This is a genomic window from Methanosaeta sp. UBA356, from assembly GCF_002496465.1.
Taxonomy (GTDB): domain Archaea; phylum Halobacteriota; class Methanosarcinia; order Methanotrichales; family Methanotrichaceae; genus Methanothrix; species Methanothrix soehngenii.
On the sequence record NZ_DAKC01000029.1, the window covers coordinates 6,178 to 28,479 of the forward strand.

The following is a 22,302-nucleotide window of genomic DNA, read 5'->3' on the forward strand; positions in this document are numbered from 1 at the left end:
GGGAGCGGCAGCGGAAAGACGGCTCTTGCCCTCTCCCACCTCCAAAATGCCAGTAAAATGCCCTCCGAACCAGGGTAATGCTGCCTTGGCCTCATGCCTGCAGGGGAGAACGATCATATCTGGATAAAGATCCAGATCCGCCAGACGATCGTCCAGACCAATAAGGGCGGTCTGCTTATCATCATGAACCAGGAGACGGAAGTTTCCGCTGGATCGGTATCCTTTGCACTCCTGCCAAGCCTGCAGCTCAAGCAGACGTCCAAAGATATTGAAACTTGCCGGATCTGCCCGAGAGCAGACTACAGCAATCTGACCAGGCTGCTGAATTCTCAGATCTCCCTGCCGATCCCCAGCATGTCCGCTACCATTGGCGCATAGTCTATCTTGGTAGACTTTATCTCATTAAGAGGCATGATGACCACCATCGGCCTTTCAGTGATCAGCCCCTGGGAAGAGAGGTTGCGCAGCTCCTGATCCAGGCGGCTCTTGAGCTCCGGATAGCCAGTGGAGAGGAACGCCCCGAATATCTCGCCAGGCTGCATATAGGTGAAGAGCGGCGCTCCAACCCGGCGGAAGGCCTGATAGACCTTGGCCAGATCTTCCCGGTCATGGCCGTGCCTGATGGGTACGTGATAGAAGGACATCAGCTCGCAGCAGATCTTCTGCCAGTCGATATAGGCTTCCCGGGTCAAGAGGCCGCTCTGAAAGAACTTGGTCCGCTTTCCGGAGATCGTAGGCCTGGATATGCCCGTCCTTCTGGAGAGCTCAAGGTCGGAGAGCATGGGATACTTCACAAAGGCATATAGGGTCAGCTTATCCTTCTCCGTCAGCCGTGAGTCCTCAGTCAGTGCGGGACGGGGAGGAATCATCCCGCTGGGAAGATCAGCTCTTTCCAGATCGAAGAGGCCGTCAACTGCCAGGGCGGCATCAGATGAGTAGCCGGAAACCTGGAAGGGATAGTGATAATAATGAATATCCTCAACGAAATCGTTCCTATAGTACTCATCGATGATTGGATCGAAGTTAACCCGAAAATCCGTCAGGCTCCGGGAGTAAAATGTTGAGACGGAATCGGTGTCTGTTGCAGTATGGGATACGCAGTTAGGATAGTTTATCCATCTCTTGTGGGAATCAGACTCCTTCCTCACTTCGTATGGCGCAGTCGGATTGTACTTGACGAACACTGAGGTCAGGATTTCGGCACCCACAGCTTCTCCGGAAGGCACATTCAATAGCTTAATGAGTTTCCAGTCTCTGAACTTCCTTTTGCTCTTGAATATGGTTGATCGATCCACGCCTATGTTGGAGGCGAGATCAATATCGCTAAATCCCGGATATCTGGCAAGACCGTAAAGAACTAACCTCTCCTTTGATGTTAATTTTAGCTGCATTCGCATATCATATACATTTCATAAGTATTTATAGATTGCTTATTCTTAGAGTATAGAATACATACGTCCTTCATTTTACATGGTATCAGCAGGTCAATTTTGCCATAATTTAATCTGCAGGCTCATGGTCTGCACTTTGATCCATTCGCGGAGCCAGAGCTGGATGATTGATTTGAATCCCTCTAAAAAAAATAGGAATCGATTGCGCCAAGAGCGATCTATTCCATTTCTATCGTTGCAGTCAGAAGACTATCCTATGATACGAACCACTCCCGTATCCATATGATAACGTGCGGCTACAATAGCCAGCTCTCCCTTCTGAATCCCTTCCGACAGGATACAGTTGGTGCCTTCAAGCTCTTTCTTTATGTTCATGATATTGTTGTTGATGGCGTTGTCCAGCAGTTCGCTATCATTTCCCATTTTGATGGCTTCGTCCACCGCCGGCCGAATGCTCTCAACCAGGCACTTCATATGGCAGGGAGCCTCCCCTCCTTCAACAGCGGCAGTTACTGCACCGCAGTCATCATGGCCGAGGACGACCACCAGTGGCACCTCCAGATGTTCAACGGCATATTCTATGCTCCCCAATGAAGCATTATCCAGAACCTGGCCCGCAGTTCTGACCACAAAGATATCGCCCAAACCCTGATCAAAGATGATCTCCGGAGGAATTCGGGAGTCGGAGCATCCTACAACGACTGCAAATGGATGCTGGCCTGCGATGAGCTCAGAACGTCGATCTACCAGGTTCTGACCACTATGGGTGATATTTCCGGAGACATAACGAAGATTGCCCTCCAGGAGTAATCGTAGAGCCTCTTTGCCTGAAATATCCTCGTTCTCATCGGCGGATGCAAATAGTGCTGCCAGTGCAAACATCATTAGTGCCAAGCATAAAAGACCGATAAAGCCTGTTTTCCTCATGTTAAATCCTCCATAAAGAAATTGAGGAAGATATGAATAAAAAGTCTTTCGCCATAAAAATATAAAATATGAATATTATGACAACTCCTGAATCCTGTTGATCGCGATCAGCCATAATCATCAGCTCTCCCTTTGTTTCATAAAAGATCTGCTATCCTGGCATTGATAATTGATTATACTGCTTCTTGCCCAGAGCAATAACCTCATAACATGGTTTATATAGAACCTCAAACAACGCTTAATCAGTAAATCCTTATTGAGGTATTAAATTGGCAGGACAATTCAGCGGGACCCCTATATTCGTCCTTAGGGAAGGCAGCCAGAGGACTGCGGGAAGAGAAGCGCAGAGATCGAACATCATGGCGGCGAAGGCTGTAGCCGGCGCAGTGAGGACCACTCTTGGCCCCAAGGGCATGGACAAGATGATGGTGGACACCATGGGAGATGTGGTCATCACCAATGATGGCGTCACTATCCTCAAGGAAATGGATATCGAGCATCCGGCAGCTAAGATGATGGTGGAGATCGCCAAGACCCAGGACACCGAAGTCGGAGACGGCACAACCACTGCCGTGATCCTGGCAGGAGAGCTTCTCAAGCAGTCTGAGGAGCTACTGGAGCAGGATATCCATCCCACAGTTATCGCAGCAGGCTACAGAGCGGCGGCAGATAAATGCATGGAGATCCTCCAGAGCCTGGCCAAAAATGTCACCGCCAATGACCAGGAGCTTCTAAGAAACATCGCCATCACCGCCATGACCGGCAAAGGCTCTCAGGCCGCCAGGGAGAAGCTGGCCGATATTGCCGTAAGAGCTGTCCAGGCGGTTGTGGATGAGGACGGATCGGTGGACACCGATAACATTACAGTAGAAAAGAAAGTAGGCGGCAGCATATCCGACTCGAAGATCGTGCAGGGTGTGGTCATAGACAAGGATCGTCTCCATCCCAGCATGCCCAAGAAGGTCACAGATGCGAAAATTGCATTGCTGAACGCTGCGGTGGAGATCGAGAAGACTGAGGTCGATGCCAAGATCCAGATAACCTCTCCCGCCCAGTTGCAGTCGTTCTTAGATCAGGAAGAGAGCATGCTAAAGGGCATGGTCGACAGGATCGCCGCCACCGGGGCTAATGTGCTCTTCGTCCAGAAAGGGATTGACGACCTGGCCCAGCATTATCTCGCCAAGGCCGGAATCTACACTGTACGCCGGGTCAAGAAGAGCGACATGGAGAAGCTGGCTCGGGCCACGGGTGGAAGGGTCGTCACCAGCCTCCATGAGATCTCAGCAGATGACCTGGGCAAGGCGGGCCTGGTGGAGGAGAGAAAGGTCAGCGATGAGAAGATGACCTTTGTTGAGGACTGCAACAATCCCAAGTCCGTCTCCATCATCCTTCATGGCGGGACAGAGCACGTGGTCGACGAGCTGGACAGAGCGATGGAGGATGCCCTCCGAGTGGTTGGTGTGGCAATTGAGGATAAAATGCTGGTTGCCGGCGGCGGAGCGCCAGAGGTGGAACTTGCCTCAAGGCTCAGGTCTTATGCCTCTACTGTGGGCGGCCGTGAGCAACTGGCCATAGAGTCCTTTGCCAATGCCATGGAGATCATACCCAAGACCCTGGCCGAGAATGCGGGCCTGGATCAGATCGATACTCTAGTGGCACTGCGCAGCCAGCATGAGAAGGGCGTTATGACCGCAGGCCTGGACATGGATTCCGGCAAGCCGGTGGATATGATGCAGATCGGTGTGGTCGAGCCCCTGAGGGTTAAGAGCCAGGCCATTAGCTCTGCCGCTGAGGCAGCGGTGATGATCCTGAGGATCGATGATGTCATCGCCTCCAAGTCCGGTGGGCAAGGCGGAATGCCTGGCGGAATGCCCGGTGGAATGCCCGGAGGCATGCCGGGCGGTATGGGCGGGGACTTCGATTAAGCCCTCAACCTCTCTCTTTTTTTTATTCTGCAGTCACCTTGAAAAAATCTTAAGGCATACTGGTTTTTCATGCTTTATGAATGAGGTGCTTTGGAAGCTTGCAGCTCCCCCTTCGCGACAGCACCAGAAAAATTTAAAAAAAAGCGGCGAAATGCCGCTCAGTGGTTACCTACGAGAACATGCGCAGAGATTCCTCAGATCCATCGATCTCGTCTCCCAGAACCTTTTTGATCCCTTTATCAAAGTCATCTTTGCTGACGATGGTCGCATTTCTGCGCAGAGCGTTCATGCCTGCCTCTACCGCGATGGATTTAAGGTCTGCGCCGCTCGCCTCATCCGTAACTGTGGCGATCTCGGCCAGGTTGACATCCTCTGCCTTCCTCATCTTCCGGGTATGGATCTCCAGTATCTTGAGGCGGCCCACAAGGGATGGCATGGGTATCTCGATGATCCTGTCGAAGCGTCCCGGTCTGAGCAGGGCAGGGTCAAGGATATCTATCCTGTTCGTGGCGGCAATGATCCTGATATCTCCCCTGGTTCTGAAGCCGTCCATCTCCGCCAGAAGCTGCATCATGGTCCTGTTGACCTCTGCGCTTCCAGTGGTCCCATCATGGGTCCTGATGCTTCCCACCGCATCGATCTCATCGATGAATATGATGCTTGGCGCCTTTTCCCGGGCCATCTGGAATATATCGCGAACCAGCTGTGCACCTTCGCCGATGAACTTATGCACCAGTTCCGATCCGGACATGTGAATGAATGTGGCCTTGGATTCGTGGGCCACGGCCTTGGCAAGCATCGTCTTGCCCGTCCCGGGAAGACCGTAGAGTAGCACTCCTCTTGGAGGTTCAATTCCTATGTCCTGGAAGATCTCGGGATTGGTTAGGGGAAGCTCGACCGTCTCCCTTACCTCCTGGATCTGAGCCTCCAGGCCTCCAACCTGATCATAGGATACATCCGGAAGCTCAACCAGCTCCATTACCTTGGCGCGGACATCAACCGAGCGCTCAAGAATGCGAACTACAGTCAGGGAGTTGTTGATTGCCACCCGGGAGTTGGGCTGGAGTTGTTCCATCATCTCTGGAGCAACCGTTGTGATGAATTCCTGATTGTTTCCGTGCTGTCTCAGCAGGACATAGTCCGGTCCCATCTCAACAACAGTTGCCAGGAACAGAGGCATCCTCTTGAGAAGAAGATTCTCTTTCTTAAGCCGCTCAACCTCACGCAGATACTTTTTGTTGGCGATTAGGGATTCGAAGAGCTTTGCCCTTACCTCTTCCCGCTCCATCCGGGTGGTTTCCAGCTCTTCTGCGAGGCTCTTTGTATCTGATTCCAGAGCGGCTATCCTCTTTAGGAATGATTCCTGTATTGTGTCTTGACCAGAGAATGCTGTTGATTCACTCATATAATCAGGGACTGAGTTTTCAAGGCTTATAAATTCATCTCTGAAGGAGGCTAGGGGATTATTGAAAATCGCTGCGCCTTTTTAAGATCCTTTGCTTTCCTTTGAGACCTCTTTTTTGGCCATCTGCAGCCGCTGTTTTGCAGTATATCCGGTCGCTTTTTCCAAAAAATTTCGGAAGCGCTTGTTGGTGTCCAGGATCTGATCGTCTTTTGCGTCCGAATACGATTCAGTGGTGACATTGAGCTTCTTATTATTGATCGATACCTGGATGCTTTTCAGGGCGCCAAAGGAGAGCGAGAGCATTCCGTCCAACTCTTTTATCTCTGCGGGGAACTCCTCTTCCAGAACCTTTCTGATTCTCTCCATGTCGGGCTTGAATCCGCGCTTGAATGAGTAATCCATGTGAGAAGGTGAATTCTGATCGAGTAATAATGTTTCGAGCCGTTTTGCCCAATGCCCCTTAAAAAAGAGCGCTCATCCTCCCATCTCAGGAGGAAAAGCGGGTGATGTTCTCACTGATGCATCCATATTTAGATGCAAGCGTATCTTGCTGCCTCGCCCAGATCTTCCTGGATTCTGAGGAGCTGGTTGTACTTGGCCGTCCTCTCGGAACGGGCAGGAGCGCCAGTCTTCAGCAGCTCGCAGCCTAAGGCCACTGCCACATCTGCCAGAGCGGAGTCCTCGGTCTCTGCAGAGCGATGGGATGCCATGACCTTCCATCCAGAGCGGAAGGACATCCGAGCAGCGTCAAAGGCCTCGGATACCGTTCCGATCTGGTTAAGCTTGAGAAGCAGTGCATTGCCGGCACACATCTTGATTCCCTTCTCCAGGCGCTTGATGTTGGTGACGTACAGGTCATCTCCCACTATGATCGTTCCCGGAAGCTTGGCAGTGAGGCGGGCGAAGTCATCATAAGCCTCTTCCTCGAAGGGATCCTCCAGCAAAATGATGGGATAGGTATTGACCAGATCCACGTAATAATCTATGAGCTCGCCAGGTGAGAGCCTGTTTCCGTCCACAGAGTAGCCGCCCTCCATATAGAAGCTTGAGGCAGCAGCATCGAGGCCGATCTTGATCTCATCTCCGTAACCTGATACGTCAAAGGCGCTCATGATGGCGTCCAGGGCATCTCGGGTCTTGATGAGAGGTGGTGCATAGCCTCCCTCGTATCCTACGTTCGTCGCCCCCACGCCGTATTTCCCTTGCAGGATCTTTCCCAGAGCATGGTAGGTCTCGGCGGCCATGCGCAGGCCCTCGCTGAAGGTCTTGGCCCCGGTGGGTTGGATCATGAACTCCTGGATGGATAGCTCGTTTCCGGCATGCTTGCCTCCGTTGAGGACGTTGAAAGAGGGGATGGGAAGAGTCACGGTATTCACCCCGCCCAGGTATTTGTAGAGCGGCACCCCAGAGGACATTGCCGCCGCCTTTGCCATAGCTATTGAGACTCCCAAGATGGAATTGGCGCCCAGATTGGCCTTGTTCGCGGTTCCGTCCATATCTATCATGAGATCATCGATCTCCCTTTGGCAGGAGGCATCCATACCCAAAAGCTCAGGAGCGATCACCTCATTCACATTCTTGACCGCCTTCAGGACGCCTTTTCCGTCGTACCTGTCGCCGCCATCCCTGAGCTCCAGGGCCTCGTGAGTGCCTGTAGATGCGCCCGAAGGCACAGCCGCCCGTCCAAAGCCACAGCAGGTGTAGACATCGACCTCGACAGTCGGATTGCCTCGTGAATCAAGTATCTCACGAGCATGAATCTTCTCGATCTCGAATGACATCGTATACCACAACCGGTAGTTTGCAGATCTATTTATTAAAGTTAGCGTGCCCTGAATCAGCAGCCGAGGTTCCTTGCCTGATCGGCTGCCATTTGCTACATTCTCCAGAATTTTCCATAATGAGATACTCATAAAGGCCCACAAGATACTCTTATATAACATCGGAAAGGATGAACGGTCAGCTACAATTCGTGGAAGCAATCATGGGAAACGGTATTGAAGACAGAGACAGACGCAAGAAGAACGTGGCTCTTCTTTCTGTCTTTTCCAACACGAGCTTGGTTTTTCTCAAGATCATCGTCGGGATGATGATCGGCTCCGTTTCCGTCATCTCTGAGGCGGTCCACTCCGGTGTGGACTTGATCGCTGCAGTTATCGCTTTCTTTGCCGTCAAGACATCCGCCAAGCCAGCTGATGAGGATCATCCCTTTGGGCACGGAAAGGTCGAGAATATCTCCGGGACAGTGGAGGCATTGCTGATTCTCATTGCTGCCGGCTGGATAATCTATGAGGCCATTGGCAGGCTGAGAAATCCTGTGCCTCTGGATGAGCCGGCATTGGGGTTGGCAGTGATGCTGGTCTCGGTAGCGGCCAACATATTCGTATCTCGCAAGCTCTTCATTGTTGGCGAGGAGACCGACTCCGTCGCCCTGAAGGCCGACGCCTGGCACTTGAGAACCGATGTCTATACCTCATTAGGAGTACTGACAGGGCTCTTGATTATCGTTCTTGGAGGTTACATCTCACCGAGCACAAATCTGCAATGGGTAGATCCCATAGCAGCGATAGTAGTAGCATTGCACATCGCCCGTACCTCATATCATCTGATCCTCGAATCGGCCCGGGACCTCATAGACTTCGGCCTCCCAAATGATGAGATAGAGGAAGTGAGAAGGCATATAGCTGCCTTTGCCCCAACGGTGAGAGGAGTCCACAGGCTTCGTACGAGAAAGGCAGGCGGAAACCGGTTCGTTGAATTTCATCTGCGGGTGGATTCATCCATGTCCGTAGATGAGTCGCATCGTATTACCGACATGATCGCATGTGCAATCAAGCAGCATTACCCGGGAACCACAGTCACCATCCACATCGAGCCCTGCAATTGCGCCAAAGCGACCGCGGGATCATGTGGCTGTCTGCTCTCAGAAGAGGCAAGGCGAGAGCTCAATTCCAAAGGACTGGTAAAGATAACAGCACCCAAATTGGAGACCAGTGATGCAGATAGAGATTGAATCATCTATGCGGGAGAAAAGCAGCAGAGGGTTCATGGCATGTTCAAGAAGATAATGGTAGCAACTGATGGATCCCAGACCAGCATACGGACCGCTGAGCTTGCGGTTGACCTGGCCAGGCTCTCTGGGGGATCGATCATCGCCATTTATGTGGTGGATATTTATCGTCTGGCCCATCTTCCCGGTTATGCCGCCTTTCCCAGCCTGAGCAGCAGGCTGATGGAGCTTATGCAGAGAGAGGGAGAGCTGGCCATTTCTGAGGTAGAGAATATGGCATGCGATGCAGGCGTGCCTTTCAGCAGTATCATTGCGGAGGGAGATCCCAGCCAGGAGATTGTCAAGAGATCGCATAAGTCCGGCGCAGATCTGCTGGTTTTAGGCAGAATTGGACGGAGCGATCTGGAGAAGATTCTGCTTGGCTGCGTTGCAGAAAAGGTGGTGCGTCATTCTAAAATTCCCGTTCTCATAGTACCGGCAGTCCGCAAGTGATCGAATCGTCAATGTGGGAAGATCGCTTAAGCCATTCAAGGAACTATTTCAAGGGCAGAGGTCGATATGACTCGTTCACCTATCCTCAGAAAGGGTTCAAGGTCGATTCTGGAAAGGATGTATCTTTCCAAGATCGGGGATATCAAGATCAAGCTCCACCGGCCCATTGAAGGCAAGATCAAACGGCTAACTGTTCGCTGGGCAGCAACTGGGAAATGGTATGCGTGTTTCTCAGTAGGCCAGGAAGATCTACCCAAACCACCCTGGAAAGACGGCTCTCTGGTGGGCGTAGATGTCGGTTTAGAGTCCTTTGCCACCCTCTCCAATGGCGAGAAGATAGCTAATCCTCGATTCTTCCGAGAAGAAGAGCACGATTTAGCCAGAGTTCAAAGAATACTATCTAGAGCTCCTAAAGGCACGCCAGAGCGCAAGAAAGCCCTTGAGATTGTTGAGCGAGTCCATGAGCGAATAGCAAATAAGCGATATGAATTTGCTCATCAGATCAGCAACCAGTTAGTCAATCGATATGGCCTAATCGCATTTGAAGATCTCAATATAAAAGGCATGATGCAAAACCACAACCTAGCCAAAAGCATTGGAGATGTGGCTTGGAATATGCTTGTGACTCTGACCTCGTACAAGGCTGCAAGTGCTGGTTCGATGGTAGTCCTGGTAGATCCAAGAAATACGTCAAAGATGTGTTCTAGGTGTGGCATTCTGGTTCAAAAAGATCTATCTGAGCGAGTCCATAATTGTACTCAATGCGGGCTTTCGATAGATGGAGACTGGAACGCGGCGATCAACATACACAGATTGGGACTACAATCTGTCGGTATTCAATCCGTCCAAGCCCGTCCCCTTTAGGGGCGGGAGGAGTCACGATTATTAGGTGATAGCAATTCTTAAATAACCTTCGCACCTTATTTATGGCAATGGTTAGGGAAATCTCATAACCGGGGAAAAAACCGAATAAAAAAGATTGCTAGCTGATTTTCATCAAAATCGCTGATCCCCGGAGCAGATCAATCATGAACTTCTTGGCTGTGGGCCAATGCTTCCTGCTATCTGCTCAGGCGCAAAGGGATTGAACCTCAGGAGAGAATAGTTATGCCAGATAAAAAAAAGGATAAGAAGCTGACCACAAATGTCGGTGCACCAGTGGCCGACAACCAGAATGTATTGACGGCAGGACAACGCGGACCGATGCTTCTTCAGGATGTATGGTACCTGGAAAAGCTCGCCCATTTCGACCGGGAGGTAATTCCTGAGAGAAGGATGCATGCCAAGGGCTCAGGTGCCTATGGAACATTCACTGTTACCCATGACATAACCAGGTTTACCAGAGCTATGATCTTCTCGAAGATCGGCAAGAAGACCGATCTGTTTGCACGCTTTTCCACAGTAGCCGGTGAGAGGGGGGCAGCAGATGCCGAGAGAGACATCCGCGGCTTTGCCGTCAAGTTCTACACCGAGGAGGGCAACTGGGACCTGGTGGGAAATAACACCCCTGTCTTCTTCCTGAGAGATCCTCTCAAGTTCCCTGACCTGAACCACGCCATTAAGCGCGACCCGAAGACGGGCATGCGCAGCGCCAAGAACAACTGGGACTTCTGGACCTCTCTTCCTGAGGCTCTGCACCAGGTGACAATCACCATGAGCGATCGGGGTATCCCTTACTCCTTCCGCCACATGCATGGATTTGGCAGCCATACCTTCAGCATGATCAATACCAAGAACGAGAGGGTCTGGGTGAAGTTCCACTGGGTAACCCAGCAGGGAATCAAGAACCTGACCGATGCCGAGGCGGAGGCGATCATAGCCAAGGATCGGGAGAGCCATCAACGCGATCTATTCGATAGCATTGAGAAGGGAGACTATCCTCGCTGGAAGCTGTTCATCCAGGTAATGCCCGAGAAGGAGGCACAGACCGTTCCCTATCACCCCTTCGACCTGACCAAAGTCTGGTACCATGGAGACTATCCGCTTATCGAGGTGGGGGTAATGGAGCTCAACCGCAATCCCGAGAACTTCTTTGCCGAGGTAGAGCAGGCGGCATTCAATCCGACCAATATAGTTCCCGGCATAGGCTTCTCTCCGGACAGGATGTTGCAGGGCAGGCTGTTCTCCTATGGCGATGCCCAGCGCTACCGCCTGGGTGTGAACCACCATCTGATTCCAGTCAACCGGGCCCGCTGTCCCACCAATATATACCACCGCGATGGGATGATGAGGGTGGATGACAATCAGGGAGGCACCCTGGCTTATGAGCCCAACAGCTATGGAGAGTGGCAGGAGCAGCCGGAGTATCGTGAGCCGCCTTTAGAGCTGAATGGAGTTGCATATCACTGGGATTTCCGGAAAGACGATGACGATTACTACACCCAGCCCGGCAAGCTCTTCCGCCTGATGAAGCCGGAGCAGCAGCAGGCCTTGTTTGAGAACACCGCTCGCGCCATGGGAGATGCTCCTAAAATGATCAAGATCCGCCATATAGGCAATTGCTATAAGGCCGATCCAGCCTACGGCGAAGGCGTGGCCAGGGCTCTTGGCATATCCCTGAGCGAGGTTCATAAGTAGATCGAATTGAATAAAAATTGATATCGAGATAATTCGGAGATGAGAGATTGAAGAGTCTTAAAGGCACACAGACAGAGAAGAATTTGTTGCTCTCCTTTGCAGGAGAATCGCAGGCCAGGAACAGATACTCCTATTTTGGATCCCAGGCCAAGAAGGAAGGCTACGAGCAGATTGCGGCAATATTCCTTGATACGGCAGACAATGAGAAGGAGCACGCCAAGGTCTTCTTCAAGCTGCTGGAAGGAGGTGAGCTGGAGATTAACGGCTCATTCCCGGCTGGCGTGATCGGGGATACCAAGGCCAACCTTATGGAGGCGGCCGAGGGAGAGAAGTTCGAGAACACCAAGATGTATCCCCAGTTTGCCGCCACGGCAGACAAAGAGGGCTTCCCGGAGATAGCTGAGAAGTTCAGAAATGTCTGCAAGGTGGAAAAAGGCCATGAGGACAGATACCGGGCTCTGCTGAAGAATGTAGAAGAGGGCAAGGTCTTCAAGAAGGATACCAAAGTGGCCTGGAGATGCCGAAACTGCGGATACATCCATGAAGGCACCGAGGCTCCAGATGAGTGCCCGGCATGCGCTCATGAGCAGGCTTACTTCGAGCTGATGGCCAAGAACTATTGAGAAATCGAGCTGGACAAGCGGAAATTCTGATGAATGGGCTTGAAACACCGCCCTTTCATCATCACATCTCTTTTGCTGCGAGAATTGCTCAAATCATATCCAGCAAGCCGAAGATCCTTCCAGAACCAAAGCGATTTATAGATCGAGCCCTAAAAGAACAGCGATTGTTATGGCTGAATTAACAGGTGTTCCGGGAAAGATTGAGCTCAAATTCCGCTCAGGCAAAGGGGTTGAGGAGTTCGAGCAGAAGTACGCCCTCACCAACTCCGAGACGGCCTCCTTTCTAAGAGGTCTTGCTGGAGAGATCGAGGCTGGCGGAGAGGTCTCAGTGAAATATGGCTGCATCAATATTTCCATCAATCCCGAGCCTCCAATCAAGGTCGAGGTGGAGTGCGAGAAGGATGAGCTTGAGATTGAGATAAAACTCAAGGCAAAAAAGGATAAATCAGCCCCTGAAGAGGCTGAGGAATAATCTTTTTTTTCTTTTGAGCCTTATCCTAAACCGGCCCTATCTTCACCTCATTCATTCCATATTGAGCAGCCTTAGAACCCCTTCCGGCTTTGGCCTTCATATTCATGCTCTGGCCAAACTGGTTGCCATTCGGATCCATGGCTTGGCCGATGTTGCTTCCCATCTGGTTCACCGGAGCATTGCTCCTCCCCATGAGCACCATTCCAGCAATCTGCTGGTTTGCCTGATTATATGAGCCAGAGATGTAGGCGGTGTTGCTCATCGTCTGATTGGTATCCGCATAGGTCTGAGCAAAAGATAAAAGGCCCTGCATCAGAGTATTGCCGTCTCCAGTGACGGATCCGGTATTCCATCCGTTCTGAAATATGTTCTGTCCGAAAGCGGCCTGGGAGACCTGCTGGCTGGCAGAGTTGTCATCTCCCAAGACCGCCAGGGCATTGGCCCCGCTCTGGGTGATGGATGATCCGCAGGCCTGCTGGGCTACTCCCTGACGGACGACATTGTTGTCCCCGACCACTACCACGGCATTGGCTCCGCTCTGAGTGATCTGGCTGCCGTATGCGCTCTGGCTCACGCCCTGACTGATGTAATTATTATTGCCTTTCACTACAGCGGCATTGGCTGCGCTCTGGCTGATCTGGCCGCCGCTGGATGTCATGCTTATTGCCTGCTTTACAGTGTTTCCTGCAGATGCTGCTGATACCATCAAGAGCAACACCGCGATAGTTGCCACTAGCTTTCTCATCATAGTCTACCCCGCTCATACTTCCTAGCTATCTATCCGGATCAAGCAAAGGCCAAAGAGTTCGGGCCCAAGCCCTATCCATGCGGCATATATCACTCACCTTGCCGCAAAATTCACCTCTCACCGAAAAGATAAAGCTCTATTTTTCATGTTAGCCTGATATCAGATCTATCTAAAACATGCTTTGACATATATGAGGCCAATCTGGCCCTTAAATGAAGCGAAAAGAGAGAATCATAATCCCTTGATCCGGAGATGAACAGGCCCTCTGCATGGATGGGAAGTGCGCAGGGATATAAATGGTGCAACAGATATAAAATATTTAAAAAATAAATATCGGAGCCCGCGAACGCGGGCTTCTGATCTAGATCAACATCCCAAAAGCTTCTCTTGGCTTATTCATTGCCAATAGGGCATGCATCCTGCTGATCTTGGCGTAAGAATAACCGGGATCGATCTCCAGGGCCTTATCATACTCCTGCTGGGCCTCCACAAGCTTTCCATCTGCATGCAGGGCCAATCCCTTGCCCAAATAAGCCTGCTTATAATTGGGATCGACCACCAGTGCCTGATCGAAGAGAGCTTTGGCATCCTCATAATTGCCCAGGGCCATTTGGGTTATTCCCTTCTGGTAGAGGGCCTCTTTGTAATTCGGATCCAGAGCAATGGCACCATCGAATTTTGCCACTGATTCCTCATACATCCCCTGCAGCTGAAGCAAATAGCCCTCCCGATACCAGTAGTTTTTGCTTTGGTTATTCAGCTCTGTAGCCTTTGAGGCAGCGATGGTGGCATTGGAATAGCTCTTTACTGCCATATATGAATCCGCAATGCCTGACCAGGCAGCTGCATTGTTGACATCTATCTGCAGAGCGTTGTAATAGGACTGGATCGATACATTGTAGTCTTTCAGAACCCTCTCTGCATTCCCTTTATGGACCCAGGCATTTACGTAGTTTGGGTCCTGAGCCACTGCCTGATTGAAATAGGCGAGAGCATCAGTATAATTTTTCGCTGCGTAGAGCTGTGACCCCTTCCAGTCGAAGTATTCAGTCTCCTCCGCTGCGCATATGCCGATAAAAATAATTATACACATCAAAATGCCTAACAACTTCATGATTTTGTCCTCCGTGATTCGCCAATTCTGATCATCAGATCGGCGTTGTCCTCTATAGAAGGCTGGCACCATAATAAAAAAGTATTGCGGTTGTAAAGAGAATATTTTTTAACAAGCCTATTCCTCCTCGCCGTCGATAAGATTGCGCAACACCAGCTCCTTTTTGCAGGCTACGGCCACATCGTTGTTCTGCAGATAGATCATCTTGGGAGTCCATTGAAGGAGGACTGATGCATCTGATGCGAATATGATTCCTCCTTCCGCCACGCCGACAACGAGAGGCAGATCCTTTCTGAAGGCCACCAGCCTGCGGGCGTCCGGAGAGATCACCAGCAATGCATAGCAGCCCTGCAGCCTTTTGAATGCATCCATACAGGCAGCGATAAAGCTACGACCTGCCTTTAGGCCCTCTTCTATGAGATGGGCGATCACCTCGGAATCAGTGCTACTGGTGAAGATATGGCCCCGGGAGAGGAGCTCCTCTTTTAGCTCCCTATAGTTATCAATTACGCCATTGTGAACAATGGCTATCCTGTTCTTGCAGTCTGTATGAGGGTGAGCGTTGGCCACGCATATATGCCCGTGTGTGGCTCTTCTGGCATGGGCTATGCCGATGTTTCCCTCAAGCTCCTTTGAAAGCTCATCAAGAACTCCATCCAGTTTCCCTACAGATTTTGCGATAAACAGCCGGTCAGATAAGGTAGCTAAGCCCATAGAATCATAATCCATTGACTCCAGGTTCTTAAGTCCTTGGAGCAAGATGGGCTTGGCCTCTTCCTTTCCGATGTAACCAATGATCCCGACCATTCCCAGCCATCCAAGATTAATAAATTATATTAATATTTTTATATATAATTATTATTAACTTTTCAAGAGGCCATTGACCAGCTATAGAGCGAATCATACCATCACCGAATTTCCTCGCTAGACGAGATTTAATTCCTTCGCCTCAATCATGATATGAATTTAAATTTTTCCTGCGCAGCATATGCCAAGTCGATCTATCTATTTCAATTATTTAATTTTGTTGCTTGTTTCTGACATATATTTGCCGTTGCGCCTTCGCTCGTGCTCATCCGATCCCTGCCATGGTGACTGGGACACACAATTTATCTGCGAACTGCGATGGAGAATATGCCTGAAAACGTGCATGTAGAATGCACGCATCATCCTTTAGGCTCTGCATGAGAAAGCCTGTGCCCTCATATCCCTGTTCTTCCTCGGAGCCTCTGCTTTTTCTGGCAGGCAGAGATAATTGAAAAAGAGTTATGCTTCGAGCTGGGGGTTTTTAGATCCCGTCAGCCTGGATGAGATTAGGCCATCACCTGCTCTTTTAAGATATAGCGAATGAGATCCTCAGAGAGCTTGGTCTCTCTTTGCAGCTTCCTCACAGTTTCTTCAATGCTGTTTCCTTCGGACATGAGGGTGGAGATCCGGTTGACTATCTGCTCTCCAATGGCATAATACTCGTCGATGTCCTTACGGTGGCCCCATACATCTCCCTTCAGGAGCTGAACTCCCTGAATCTCCAGGAACTGCTGAGCGGCCCGGGACATGGTCTCATGGTAAGATGGTGGTATCTGAACGGCGCGCAGACGGGGGCATGACTGCACCAGATTCATCACATCCATGTTAGAGGCCCTGAAAGCCAGATGAACCAACTGCTCATTCCTGTTCAGATCTGTGATCTCCTTTTTTGAACTTACTACCCTCAGCTTCATGATACATACCAATGCTCTTAAAATATTTATAGATAATGGTAATCATAGTACTCCATAATTAGATATACTGAGATCAGAAATTGAATTAGGAAAATATTTATGCTCCGGCCTTTACCATAGCAAAAGCGGTCAAATAAATGTTAAATAATCCCATATGTTTTTATGATAAGAAACAATTTATATTTTCACAACAGCAATTGCCTGGCAAATACTGAAGGTCCAATGCCTCAATCAAAGATTATTTGAATGATCAGGGATGCTCAGAGCGAAAAGAAGCAATAGCTGCTGCGCAGTTGCCCAGAATGCTTCTAGCCAGCTCCTGGCTTGGCCATGACCCCAATCCGCAGTCCGGGCCAGTGGCAATTAGCCTATCGCCAAACTGGGCATAGGCCTGATCCAGCCTGCCCTTCATGATAAGAGGCGATTCCAAGCTGATGATCTCCCTTTCCAGACGGGGCAGATCTTCCCATAGATTTACTTTATATCTATCATTAAGCTGGGCAGACAGAGAGAAGATATCGGTGCGAGCGATTCCCGCCCTCAGATATGTCCCAGTCTCCTCCAGGACCTCCCTCTCGATCAGCTTCAGGTAATCAGGATGAGCCGCTGACTCGACTCCTAAGATATCTATCCCCGAGACGTGCGCGCACAGCTCGGCATAGAGAGGTGAGTGCAGGTGCACCTCGCAGTGCATTCCCCGACAGGGGCGGCTGGCGATCTCCAGAGCCTCCTGAATCTCCTCCTCAGAGAAGATGATATTGGAGTTCAGGCCCAAGCTCGGCTCGTCCAGTGAGGCGACGGCCATCTTTCCCTCATCCTTTGCCCATTGCAGGAACCTGGAAACGCTCTCTGCCAGGGTATAAAGAATATCAGTGTAATGCGTCGCCGCAAAAGCGGATATGTATAACTCAACCGGTCCCGTGACGCAGACCCGCACCTTCTGACCGGGAGGGACGGCCTGTAGCTCCAGTATCTCCGCCTTTTCTCTCCGGATCAGAAAGGGGCTTTCAGTCATATCCGGATCCTTGATGGGGTCCATGAACATGCGAATCATATCCCGGAGCTGAGGATAGGTAGGAATCTCCACCCCGGCACGGATCTTCTCGGCCAGAACCTGGCCTACGAGTTGCAGATACCGATCCCTGGAAAGGCCATCCAGCCTAACTCCCCTGGGCAGGGGATAGCTGCCGATATCATCGAAGAATATTCTCTCCTGCTCCATCCTATTGCCTCCAGTAATCGATCAGAAAAAGCCCTTCAGATAATTCTTCAGTGAAGCGTAGCTGCCATCCATCTCCAGGTAGTGCTCCTCCTTCTCATCAAGACTGGCCATGGCTGGAGGAAGAGAGGGATTCACCCCTGTAAGGCGCACAATCTCATCCGGGAACTTGGCAGGATCTGCCGTCTCCAGGGAGACGGCGGGGCTCCAGTCTCCGAATTCATCCAGATACCTCACCAGCCCCGCCCATCCAACTGCACCGTGGGGCTCGAGGAGGACTTTGTACTGAGAGTAAGCCTCTCTGATGGTCTGGCGGGTCTCCTCATCGCTGATAGATACGGCATAGATCTCCTCGCGCATGGCGGAGAGGTCCGGCTGCCTGGCTACCTGTCCGGTCTCATCCATCTGGCCGCCGTAAAGGGAGAAGAGCCGGGCAAGGTTGCTGGGATGGCCGACGTTCATGGCATTGGAGATGCAGTTCTTGCTCGGCCGGATTGGCTCATAGACGCCGGTCTGCATGAAGCGAGGAAACTCGTCGTTCTCATTGGTGGCCGCCACGAACTTTTTCACAGGAAGCCCCATCTTCAGAGCGATAAGCCCGCCCATCAGGTCGCCGAAGTTTCCGCTGGGAACAGAGAAGACCACCTCCTCTCCTCCGGGTGCAACCCGGGAATGAGCATAGAAGTAATAGACCGCCTGGGGCAGCAGCCGGCCGACATTTATGGAGTTGGCTGAGGAGAGCTCGAGTCCCTTGAGCTCCGGATCGACAAATGCCTGCTTGACCAGGGCCTGACAGTCATCGAACTTGCCGGATACGGCCAGAGGATAGATGTTCTCGCCAAGTGTGGTCATCTGCCGGCGCTGCCTTTCCGTAACCTCACTCTCCGGAAAGAGCACTATCACCTTTATATTCTCCAGGCCATAAAATGCATGCGCTACCGCAGAGCCGGTGTCCCCAGAAGTGGCAGTTAAAATAATCATGCTCCTTCCCTCCTCTTTGAGGAAGTACTGCATCAGCCTGCCCATCAGCCTGGCGGCAAAGTCCTTGAATGAGCAGGTAGGACCCCGATCCAGCCGCAGCAGGTACTTGCCGTCATAGACCCGCTCCAGGGGAACCTCATAGCTGTAGGCGTCTTTTAGCATATCCTCTAGAGCCGATTCTTCCACCAGGTCGCCAAGATATGGCTTGATGACCTGGTATGCGATCTGATGATAGCTCATCTGAGGAAAATTCCGGATGGTTTCCGGGGAGAGAGAAGGGAACATCTCGGGCATATAGAGCCCCTTATCCGGGGCCTGGCCAGCCAGGAGAGCCCCTTTAAAGTCCACCCTATCCAGGTGGCCGTTGGTGCTGAAGAACTTGATTAGAGACATAGTCCTTTGTGGTTGAGATGGCCTGATCTTTAAATCTTCGCCATTTGACCGATTGAATTCAAGCGCTTGATCTTTCGCAATAGTCCACCAGAGCTCTCAGGATATCGGTATCCTTGAGCATTCCCATCAGCTTGCGGCTCGTTTTAACCACCGGCATCTGATCGATCCGGTTCTTGCGCATTACAGCAGCGCAGTCGCTCACCTTGTCCGTCTTGAATGCCGTCTTTGGCGGGACCATTGCCTCGCGTACGGGTATATCGCGCAGCCTTATCCTGGAGACGGTGTAATACTTATTGATGGTTCGCATCACCCGGTCCCACATCCAGGCATCCTCCCCACCGTCTGCGGACATGTCCGTCTTCTCCACCGAATCCTCGATGACGCTGGCCTTGATTAGATCCCTGTCAGAGATCATGCCCACCAGCTTCAGGTCGGTATCTATAACCGGACAGGCCTCGACAGCCGCAAACTCCATGATCGATCCTGCTACCGGCAGGGGCATCTCGCTCCAGAGTACAACCGTTTCCTTCTCCAGGTACGGCTCTATGCTCTCCTCTATGTTCATGCCCTCTGCCACCCGGACGATGTCCGCCACTGTGACCAGCCCCACCAGCTCTTTGCCCTCAACCACAGGAAGGCGCCTTATCTTATGCTGGATAAGAAGCTTTGAAGCCTCAACTATGCTCCTGTCCGGGCTTATCACAACCGGATCGCGGGTCATGAGCAGAGCAGTCTGGTCCTCCTCCCGATTGCGGAGCAGATCGGATCGGGTTATGATCCCCACCACCTCTCCTTTCTTCACCACCGGCAGGCCGGATACCTTCCGGTCCTGAAGGGTCTTCAAGACATCGTCCCTGTTTCCGGGGATCTCGGCATAGGCGACCTCCCGAACCATCACATCTCTGACAAGAATCTTCAAGACTCTTCCCTCGGAACAGTCAAAACGGGAATCCTGGAGTTGCGTACCACCTTCTCAGCCACGCTTCCCAGGAGGAATTTGTCAAGCCCAGTGCGTCCCACAGCGCCGACGATGATTACATTTGCCCCCTTTTTCTTAGCATAGCTAATGATCTCATCGCTGGGATTGCCTTCCACAACTGCTCCATCGAAGTCGACGCCATTCTTCTCTGCCAGCTCCTGGACCTGTTTTATCGCTTCCTTTCCCTCTTTGAGCAGAAGCTCTTTGATGCTGAACAGCAGCATATCATCGGGCAGATGAGCTGTCCTTTGCGTGTCCGCTACATAGACGGCATAGACCTTTCCTCCTGAGATCTTTCCCAGTTCCACTGCTACTTTTGCCGCTCTCAATCCGTGCTCCGATCCATCGGTTGCCGCTAGAATCTTCTCGAACATGATCCACCCCAATAATTAAAGCTAGAAGATCGCTAATATATCAGTTGGCTCGGCCCTCCGCACAATGCTGCGGAGAGGATGAGTCGATCCCCAAAGGTTGTCTGAGCTTCCGTTGATGACCATCACCTTTGCCTCTTTTCCTTCCCTTATGGACCCGAGCTTCTGATCAAGCCCCATTATTTCAGCGCCATTTAGAGTGCACATCTTAAATACCTGTCTATCGTCATGCAGCAAAGCCCTGCTGATCAGATGCATCTCCATGAACATATTCGGGGAGTTGAGCATCACATTGTCCGTCCCCACTCCAACAGTTATCCCCAGTTCAATCATCCTCTTCACATTTGGAAGGCCTGAGCCAGTGATCAGATTCGACCGAGGGCAGATCACCAGGGGAGTGCCCTTCTGGGCCACAGATCTGAGGTCAGACTCCTCTGCTCGGCTCATATGCACCATATGATCGGGCAGAAGTGAGAAGGCATCCGGTATATCGTCTCTGGCTGACTCGCCCGCATGGATGGCCACCGCCTTGCCCGCCCGGCGCGCCTCCAAGATCATTCTCTGGATAAGGCTGGGATCGAAATCCCTGGTGCTGCTTATTCCCAGGCCATAGCAGCCTTCCGGCGTCTCCGTCTCTCCCTGCGCTGGCCGGCCAAAGATGCGCACGAGGAGGGGCATATCCTTCGCCGCCTCCTGCAGCATCCTGACTCCTGCCTCGCCCCCCTCGCGAAAGTCAGCAAAGGCATAGGTGCCAGAGTCCACCATCTGGGCCAGGCTTCTTCTCATGCCCTCAATGAGACGCTCACGCGGCGTCTCACTCAGCAGGCTTATTTTCAGGCCTTTTGGGCCGACGAGCTCGGAGAGGGGGAGGAATGGAGGATCTTTGAATGCCGAGTCGCCCAGATGAATGTGAGAATTGACAAAACGAGGGCAGACTATCCCCTCAAGATCGGCGTCCACTTGACCGGTGCCCGCTTCTTTTATGCTTCCATCCCGGATGCTGATGTAGCCCTCAATGGGCTGGAAATCATCGCCATAGATTATGGTTCCCTGCAGAATGAGCTCATCCTGTTTGAGCCTGGCTGCACCAGGCGGAGCTACTTTGGGCTTGGCGATATTTGACATGGCTATGGTTATAAGACGAGGCAATGTATTTAGCTTCTCATAGTAGAACAAAAGGATCCTAATAAGAATACGGCGAGAATATGACGGCGGAGATCATTTGAACAGGCCATTTGTTTTCATAAACAGCGCCATGAGCGCGGACGGCAAGATCAGCTCAAGAGACCGCAGACAGATAAGGATCTCGGGCAAAGAGGATCTAATGAGGGTAGATGAGCTGCGGGCTGCAAGCGATGCCATCATGGTGGGGGTGGGGACGGTTCTGGCAGACGATCCCGGGCTGAGGGTCAAATCCAGGATCCTGCGGGAGAAGAGAAAGGATATGGGGCAGCTGAAAGAGCCCTTCCGAATTGTGACGGACAGCAACGCTCGAACTCCGGCCAATGCAAAGATCCTCGGGCCGGGATGCATGATCGCAGTATCCTATTCTGCCCCTGAGGAGAGGCTGGATAGGCTTCGATCTGGCTGTGAGATAATCAAATGCGGCACCGAGATGGTGGACCTGCCAGGGCTCATGGAAGAGCTGCATAACCGGGGGGTAAGGCGCCTTATGGTAGAAGGCGGCGCCCGCCTCAACTGGTCATTGATAGAGCTTGGTCTGGTCGATGAGATTTACATCTACATAGGAGGGCTGATAATAGGGGGAGAGAGAGCTCCCAGCCTGGTAGATGGCCCTGGATTTCGGAATTCCTTTCCCAGGCTCAGCCTCCAGTCTGTTCAGAGGCTGGATGAGGGCCTCCTGCTTCAGTGGGAGCTTCATTAAAGGATTCACCGAAAGCAGCTCTGATATTATGAAGACGATTTCGCAGGGTTGGTAGTTCTTCTCCAGGTC

Annotated in this window: 21 protein-coding genes and 1 pseudogene; 8 read left to right on the forward strand and 14 right to left on the reverse strand. The window is 51.6% G+C overall.

The genetic code is table 11. The features are described from left to right. Positions 1 to 329: 329 nt before the first annotated feature. Entirely contained in the window at positions 330 to 1,391 is a 1,062-nt protein-coding gene (locus BP727_RS01765; RefSeq protein WP_276619864.1) for an Lrp/AsnC family transcriptional regulator, read from the reverse strand. 249 nt (positions 1,392 to 1,640) lie between these two features. Continuing rightward, complete coding sequence (locus BP727_RS01770) at positions 1,641 to 2,276, reverse strand: carbonic anhydrase (RefSeq protein ID WP_286857179.1); 636 nt, start codon at positions 2,274 to 2,276, stop codon at positions 1,641 to 1,643. A gap of 311 nt (positions 2,277 to 2,587) precedes the next feature. Here BP727_RS01770 and thsA point away from each other — a divergent pair, with 311 nt between their 5' ends. After that, on the forward strand, positions 2,588 to 4,243 hold the full coding sequence (gene thsA, locus BP727_RS01775; RefSeq protein WP_286857105.1) for a thermosome subunit alpha: 1,656 nt from the start codon (positions 2,588 to 2,590) through the stop codon (positions 4,241 to 4,243). 169 nt (positions 4,244 to 4,412) lie between these two features. Here the strand turns inward: thsA and BP727_RS01780 are convergent, their stop codons facing one another. The 3 genes from BP727_RS01780 to eno form a co-directional block, all read right to left on the reverse strand. Next, entirely contained in the window at positions 4,413 to 5,648 is a 1,236-nt protein-coding gene (locus BP727_RS01780; protein WP_013718120.1) for a proteasome-activating nucleotidase, read from the reverse strand. 81 nt (positions 5,649 to 5,729) lie between these two features. Further along, positions 5,730 to 6,050 (reverse strand): DUF5611 family protein, encoded by a 321-nt coding sequence (locus BP727_RS01785; RefSeq protein ID WP_013718121.1) that lies wholly within the window; start codon positions 6,048 to 6,050, stop codon positions 5,730 to 5,732. Positions 6,051 to 6,178: 128 nt separating this feature from the next. Continuing rightward, on the reverse strand, positions 6,179 to 7,429 hold the full coding sequence (eno, locus tag BP727_RS01790) for a phosphopyruvate hydratase (RefSeq protein WP_273271600.1): 1,251 nt from the start codon (positions 7,427 to 7,429) through the stop codon (positions 6,179 to 6,181). Between the two features lie 203 nt (positions 7,430 to 7,632). Between eno and BP727_RS01795 the strand changes: the two genes are divergently transcribed. The 6 genes and pseudogenes from BP727_RS01795 to BP727_RS01820 all read left to right on the forward strand — a co-directional run bounded on the left by BP727_RS01795 (position 7,633) and on the right by BP727_RS01820 (position 12,822). Further along, positions 7,633 to 8,661 carry a cation diffusion facilitator family transporter gene (locus BP727_RS01795; RefSeq protein ID WP_286857108.1) on the forward strand — a complete coding sequence of 343 codons (1,029 nt, stop codon included), beginning with the start codon at positions 7,633 to 7,635 and terminating at the stop codon, positions 8,659 to 8,661. Between the two features lie 39 nt (positions 8,662 to 8,700). Beyond that, on the forward strand, positions 8,701 to 9,150 hold the full coding sequence (locus BP727_RS01800; protein ID WP_013718124.1) for a universal stress protein: 450 nt from the start codon (positions 8,701 to 8,703) through the stop codon (positions 9,148 to 9,150). 47 nt (positions 9,151 to 9,197) lie between these two features. After that, positions 9,198 to 10,014: pseudogene (locus tag BP727_RS01805) on the forward strand (RNA-guided endonuclease InsQ/TnpB family protein); the annotation flags it as partial. Between the two features lie 243 nt (positions 10,015 to 10,257). Further along, positions 10,258 to 11,727, forward strand: coding sequence for a catalase (locus tag BP727_RS01810; protein WP_273278780.1), 1,470 nt, complete (start codon positions 10,258 to 10,260; stop codon positions 11,725 to 11,727). Positions 11,728 to 11,774: 47 nt separating this feature from the next. Further along, a complete protein-coding gene (rbr, locus tag BP727_RS01815) occupies positions 11,775 to 12,350 on the forward strand; it encodes a rubrerythrin (protein ID WP_013718127.1) in 576 nt (191 codons plus the stop codon). Between the two features lie 169 nt (positions 12,351 to 12,519). After that, the gene (locus tag BP727_RS01820) at positions 12,520 to 12,822 is read left to right on the forward strand and encodes an amphi-Trp domain-containing protein (RefSeq protein WP_273278781.1); all 303 of its coding nucleotides are present in this window, start codon (positions 12,520 to 12,522) and stop codon (positions 12,820 to 12,822) included. A 25-nt stretch (positions 12,823 to 12,847) separates the two neighbouring features. Here the strand turns inward: BP727_RS01820 and BP727_RS01825 are convergent, their stop codons facing one another. The 9 genes from BP727_RS01825 to BP727_RS01865 form a co-directional block, all read right to left on the reverse strand. Then, positions 12,848 to 13,570 carry a hypothetical protein gene (locus BP727_RS01825; RefSeq protein ID WP_286857110.1) on the reverse strand — a complete coding sequence of 241 codons (723 nt, stop codon included), beginning with the start codon at positions 13,568 to 13,570 and terminating at the stop codon, positions 12,848 to 12,850. A gap of 361 nt (positions 13,571 to 13,931) precedes the next feature. Next, positions 13,932 to 14,663, reverse strand: coding sequence for a tetratricopeptide repeat protein (locus BP727_RS01830; RefSeq protein WP_286857111.1), 732 nt, complete (start codon positions 14,661 to 14,663; stop codon positions 13,932 to 13,934). Between the two features lie 138 nt (positions 14,664 to 14,801). After that, complete coding sequence (locus BP727_RS01835; RefSeq protein ID WP_273278786.1) at positions 14,802 to 15,491, reverse strand: class II glutamine amidotransferase; 690 nt, start codon at positions 15,489 to 15,491, stop codon at positions 14,802 to 14,804. A 506-nt stretch (positions 15,492 to 15,997) separates the two neighbouring features. Then, positions 15,998 to 16,405, reverse strand: a complete 408-nt coding sequence (locus BP727_RS01840; protein WP_013718131.1) for a DUF1699 family protein — start codon at positions 16,403 to 16,405, stop codon at positions 15,998 to 16,000. Between the two features lie 250 nt (positions 16,406 to 16,655). After that, entirely contained in the window at positions 16,656 to 17,627 is a 972-nt protein-coding gene (locus tag BP727_RS01845; RefSeq protein WP_273278787.1) for a 5-methyltetrahydropteroyltriglutamate--homocysteine methyltransferase, read from the reverse strand. Positions 17,628 to 17,648: 21 nt separating this feature from the next. Further along, positions 17,649 to 18,998 (reverse strand): threonine synthase, encoded by a 1,350-nt coding sequence (gene thrC, locus BP727_RS01850; RefSeq protein ID WP_273278788.1) that lies wholly within the window; start codon positions 18,996 to 18,998, stop codon positions 17,649 to 17,651. A 58-nt stretch (positions 18,999 to 19,056) separates the two neighbouring features. Further along, a complete protein-coding gene (locus tag BP727_RS01855; protein WP_013718134.1) occupies positions 19,057 to 19,917 on the reverse strand; it encodes a CBS domain-containing protein in 861 nt (286 codons plus the stop codon). Beyond that, positions 19,914 to 20,351, reverse strand: coding sequence for a universal stress protein (locus BP727_RS01860; protein ID WP_013718135.1), 438 nt, complete (start codon positions 20,349 to 20,351; stop codon positions 19,914 to 19,916). The genes BP727_RS01855 and BP727_RS01860 overlap by 4 nt, the downstream gene beginning before the upstream one ends. A gap of 21 nt (positions 20,352 to 20,372) precedes the next feature. Beyond that, positions 20,373 to 21,473 carry an amidohydrolase family protein gene (locus BP727_RS01865; RefSeq protein WP_273278789.1) on the reverse strand — a complete coding sequence of 367 codons (1,101 nt, stop codon included), beginning with the start codon at positions 21,471 to 21,473 and terminating at the stop codon, positions 20,373 to 20,375. 97 nt (positions 21,474 to 21,570) lie between these two features. On the opposite strand from BP727_RS01865, the gene BP727_RS01870 reads away from it, so the two are divergent. Beyond that, a complete protein-coding gene (locus BP727_RS01870; protein WP_273278791.1) occupies positions 21,571 to 22,233 on the forward strand; it encodes a 2,5-diamino-6-(ribosylamino)-4(3H)-pyrimidinone 5'-phosphate reductase in 663 nt (220 codons plus the stop codon). Positions 22,234 to 22,302: the final 69 nt, after the last annotated feature.

What these genes read in the sequence shown, in the direction of transcription:
- BP727_RS01765 (WP_276619864.1), bottom strand. Translation starts at nt 1,391, where the DNA reads ATGCAGCTAAAATTAACATCAAAGGAGAGGTTAGTTCTTTACGGTCTT.
- BP727_RS01770 (WP_286857179.1), bottom strand. Translation starts at nt 2,276, where the DNA reads ATGATGTTTGCACTGGCAGCACTATTTGCATCCGCCGATGAGAACGAG.
- BP727_RS01780 (WP_013718120.1), bottom strand. Translation starts at nt 5,648, where the DNA reads ATGAGTGAATCAACAGCATTCTCTGGTCAAGACACAATACAGGAATCA.
- BP727_RS01785 (WP_013718121.1), bottom strand. Translation starts at nt 6,050, where the DNA reads ATGGATTACTCATTCAAGCGCGGATTCAAGCCCGACATGGAGAGAATC.
- eno (WP_273271600.1), bottom strand. Translation starts at nt 7,429, where the DNA reads ATGTCATTCGAGATCGAGAAGATTCATGCTCGTGAGATACTTGATTCA.
- BP727_RS01795 (WP_286857108.1), top strand. Translation starts at nt 7,633, where the DNA reads ATGGGAAACGGTATTGAAGACAGAGACAGACGCAAGAAGAACGTGGCT.
- BP727_RS01800 (WP_013718124.1), top strand. Translation starts at nt 8,701, where the DNA reads ATGTTCAAGAAGATAATGGTAGCAACTGATGGATCCCAGACCAGCATA.
- BP727_RS01810 (WP_273278780.1), top strand. Translation starts at nt 10,258, where the DNA reads ATGCCAGATAAAAAAAAGGATAAGAAGCTGACCACAAATGTCGGTGCA.
- BP727_RS01820 (WP_273278781.1), top strand. Translation starts at nt 12,520, where the DNA reads ATGGCTGAATTAACAGGTGTTCCGGGAAAGATTGAGCTCAAATTCCGC.
- BP727_RS01825 (WP_286857110.1), bottom strand. Translation starts at nt 13,570, where the DNA reads ATGATGAGAAAGCTAGTGGCAACTATCGCGGTGTTGCTCTTGATGGTA.
- BP727_RS01830 (WP_286857111.1), bottom strand. Translation starts at nt 14,663, where the DNA reads ATGTGTATAATTATTTTTATCGGCATATGCGCAGCGGAGGAGACTGAA.
- BP727_RS01835 (WP_273278786.1), bottom strand. Translation starts at nt 15,491, where the DNA reads ATGGTCGGGATCATTGGTTACATCGGAAAGGAAGAGGCCAAGCCCATC.
- BP727_RS01840 (WP_013718131.1), bottom strand. Translation starts at nt 16,405, where the DNA reads ATGAAGCTGAGGGTAGTAAGTTCAAAAAAGGAGATCACAGATCTGAAC.
- BP727_RS01845 (WP_273278787.1), bottom strand. Translation starts at nt 17,627, where the DNA reads ATGGAGCAGGAGAGAATATTCTTCGATGATATCGGCAGCTATCCCCTG.
- thrC (WP_273278788.1), bottom strand. Translation starts at nt 18,998, where the DNA reads ATGTCTCTAATCAAGTTCTTCAGCACCAACGGCCACCTGGATAGGGTG.
- BP727_RS01860 (WP_013718135.1), bottom strand. Translation starts at nt 20,351, where the DNA reads ATGTTCGAGAAGATTCTAGCGGCAACCGATGGATCGGAGCACGGATTG.
- BP727_RS01865 (WP_273278789.1), bottom strand. Translation starts at nt 21,473, where the DNA reads ATGTCAAATATCGCCAAGCCCAAAGTAGCTCCGCCTGGTGCAGCCAGG.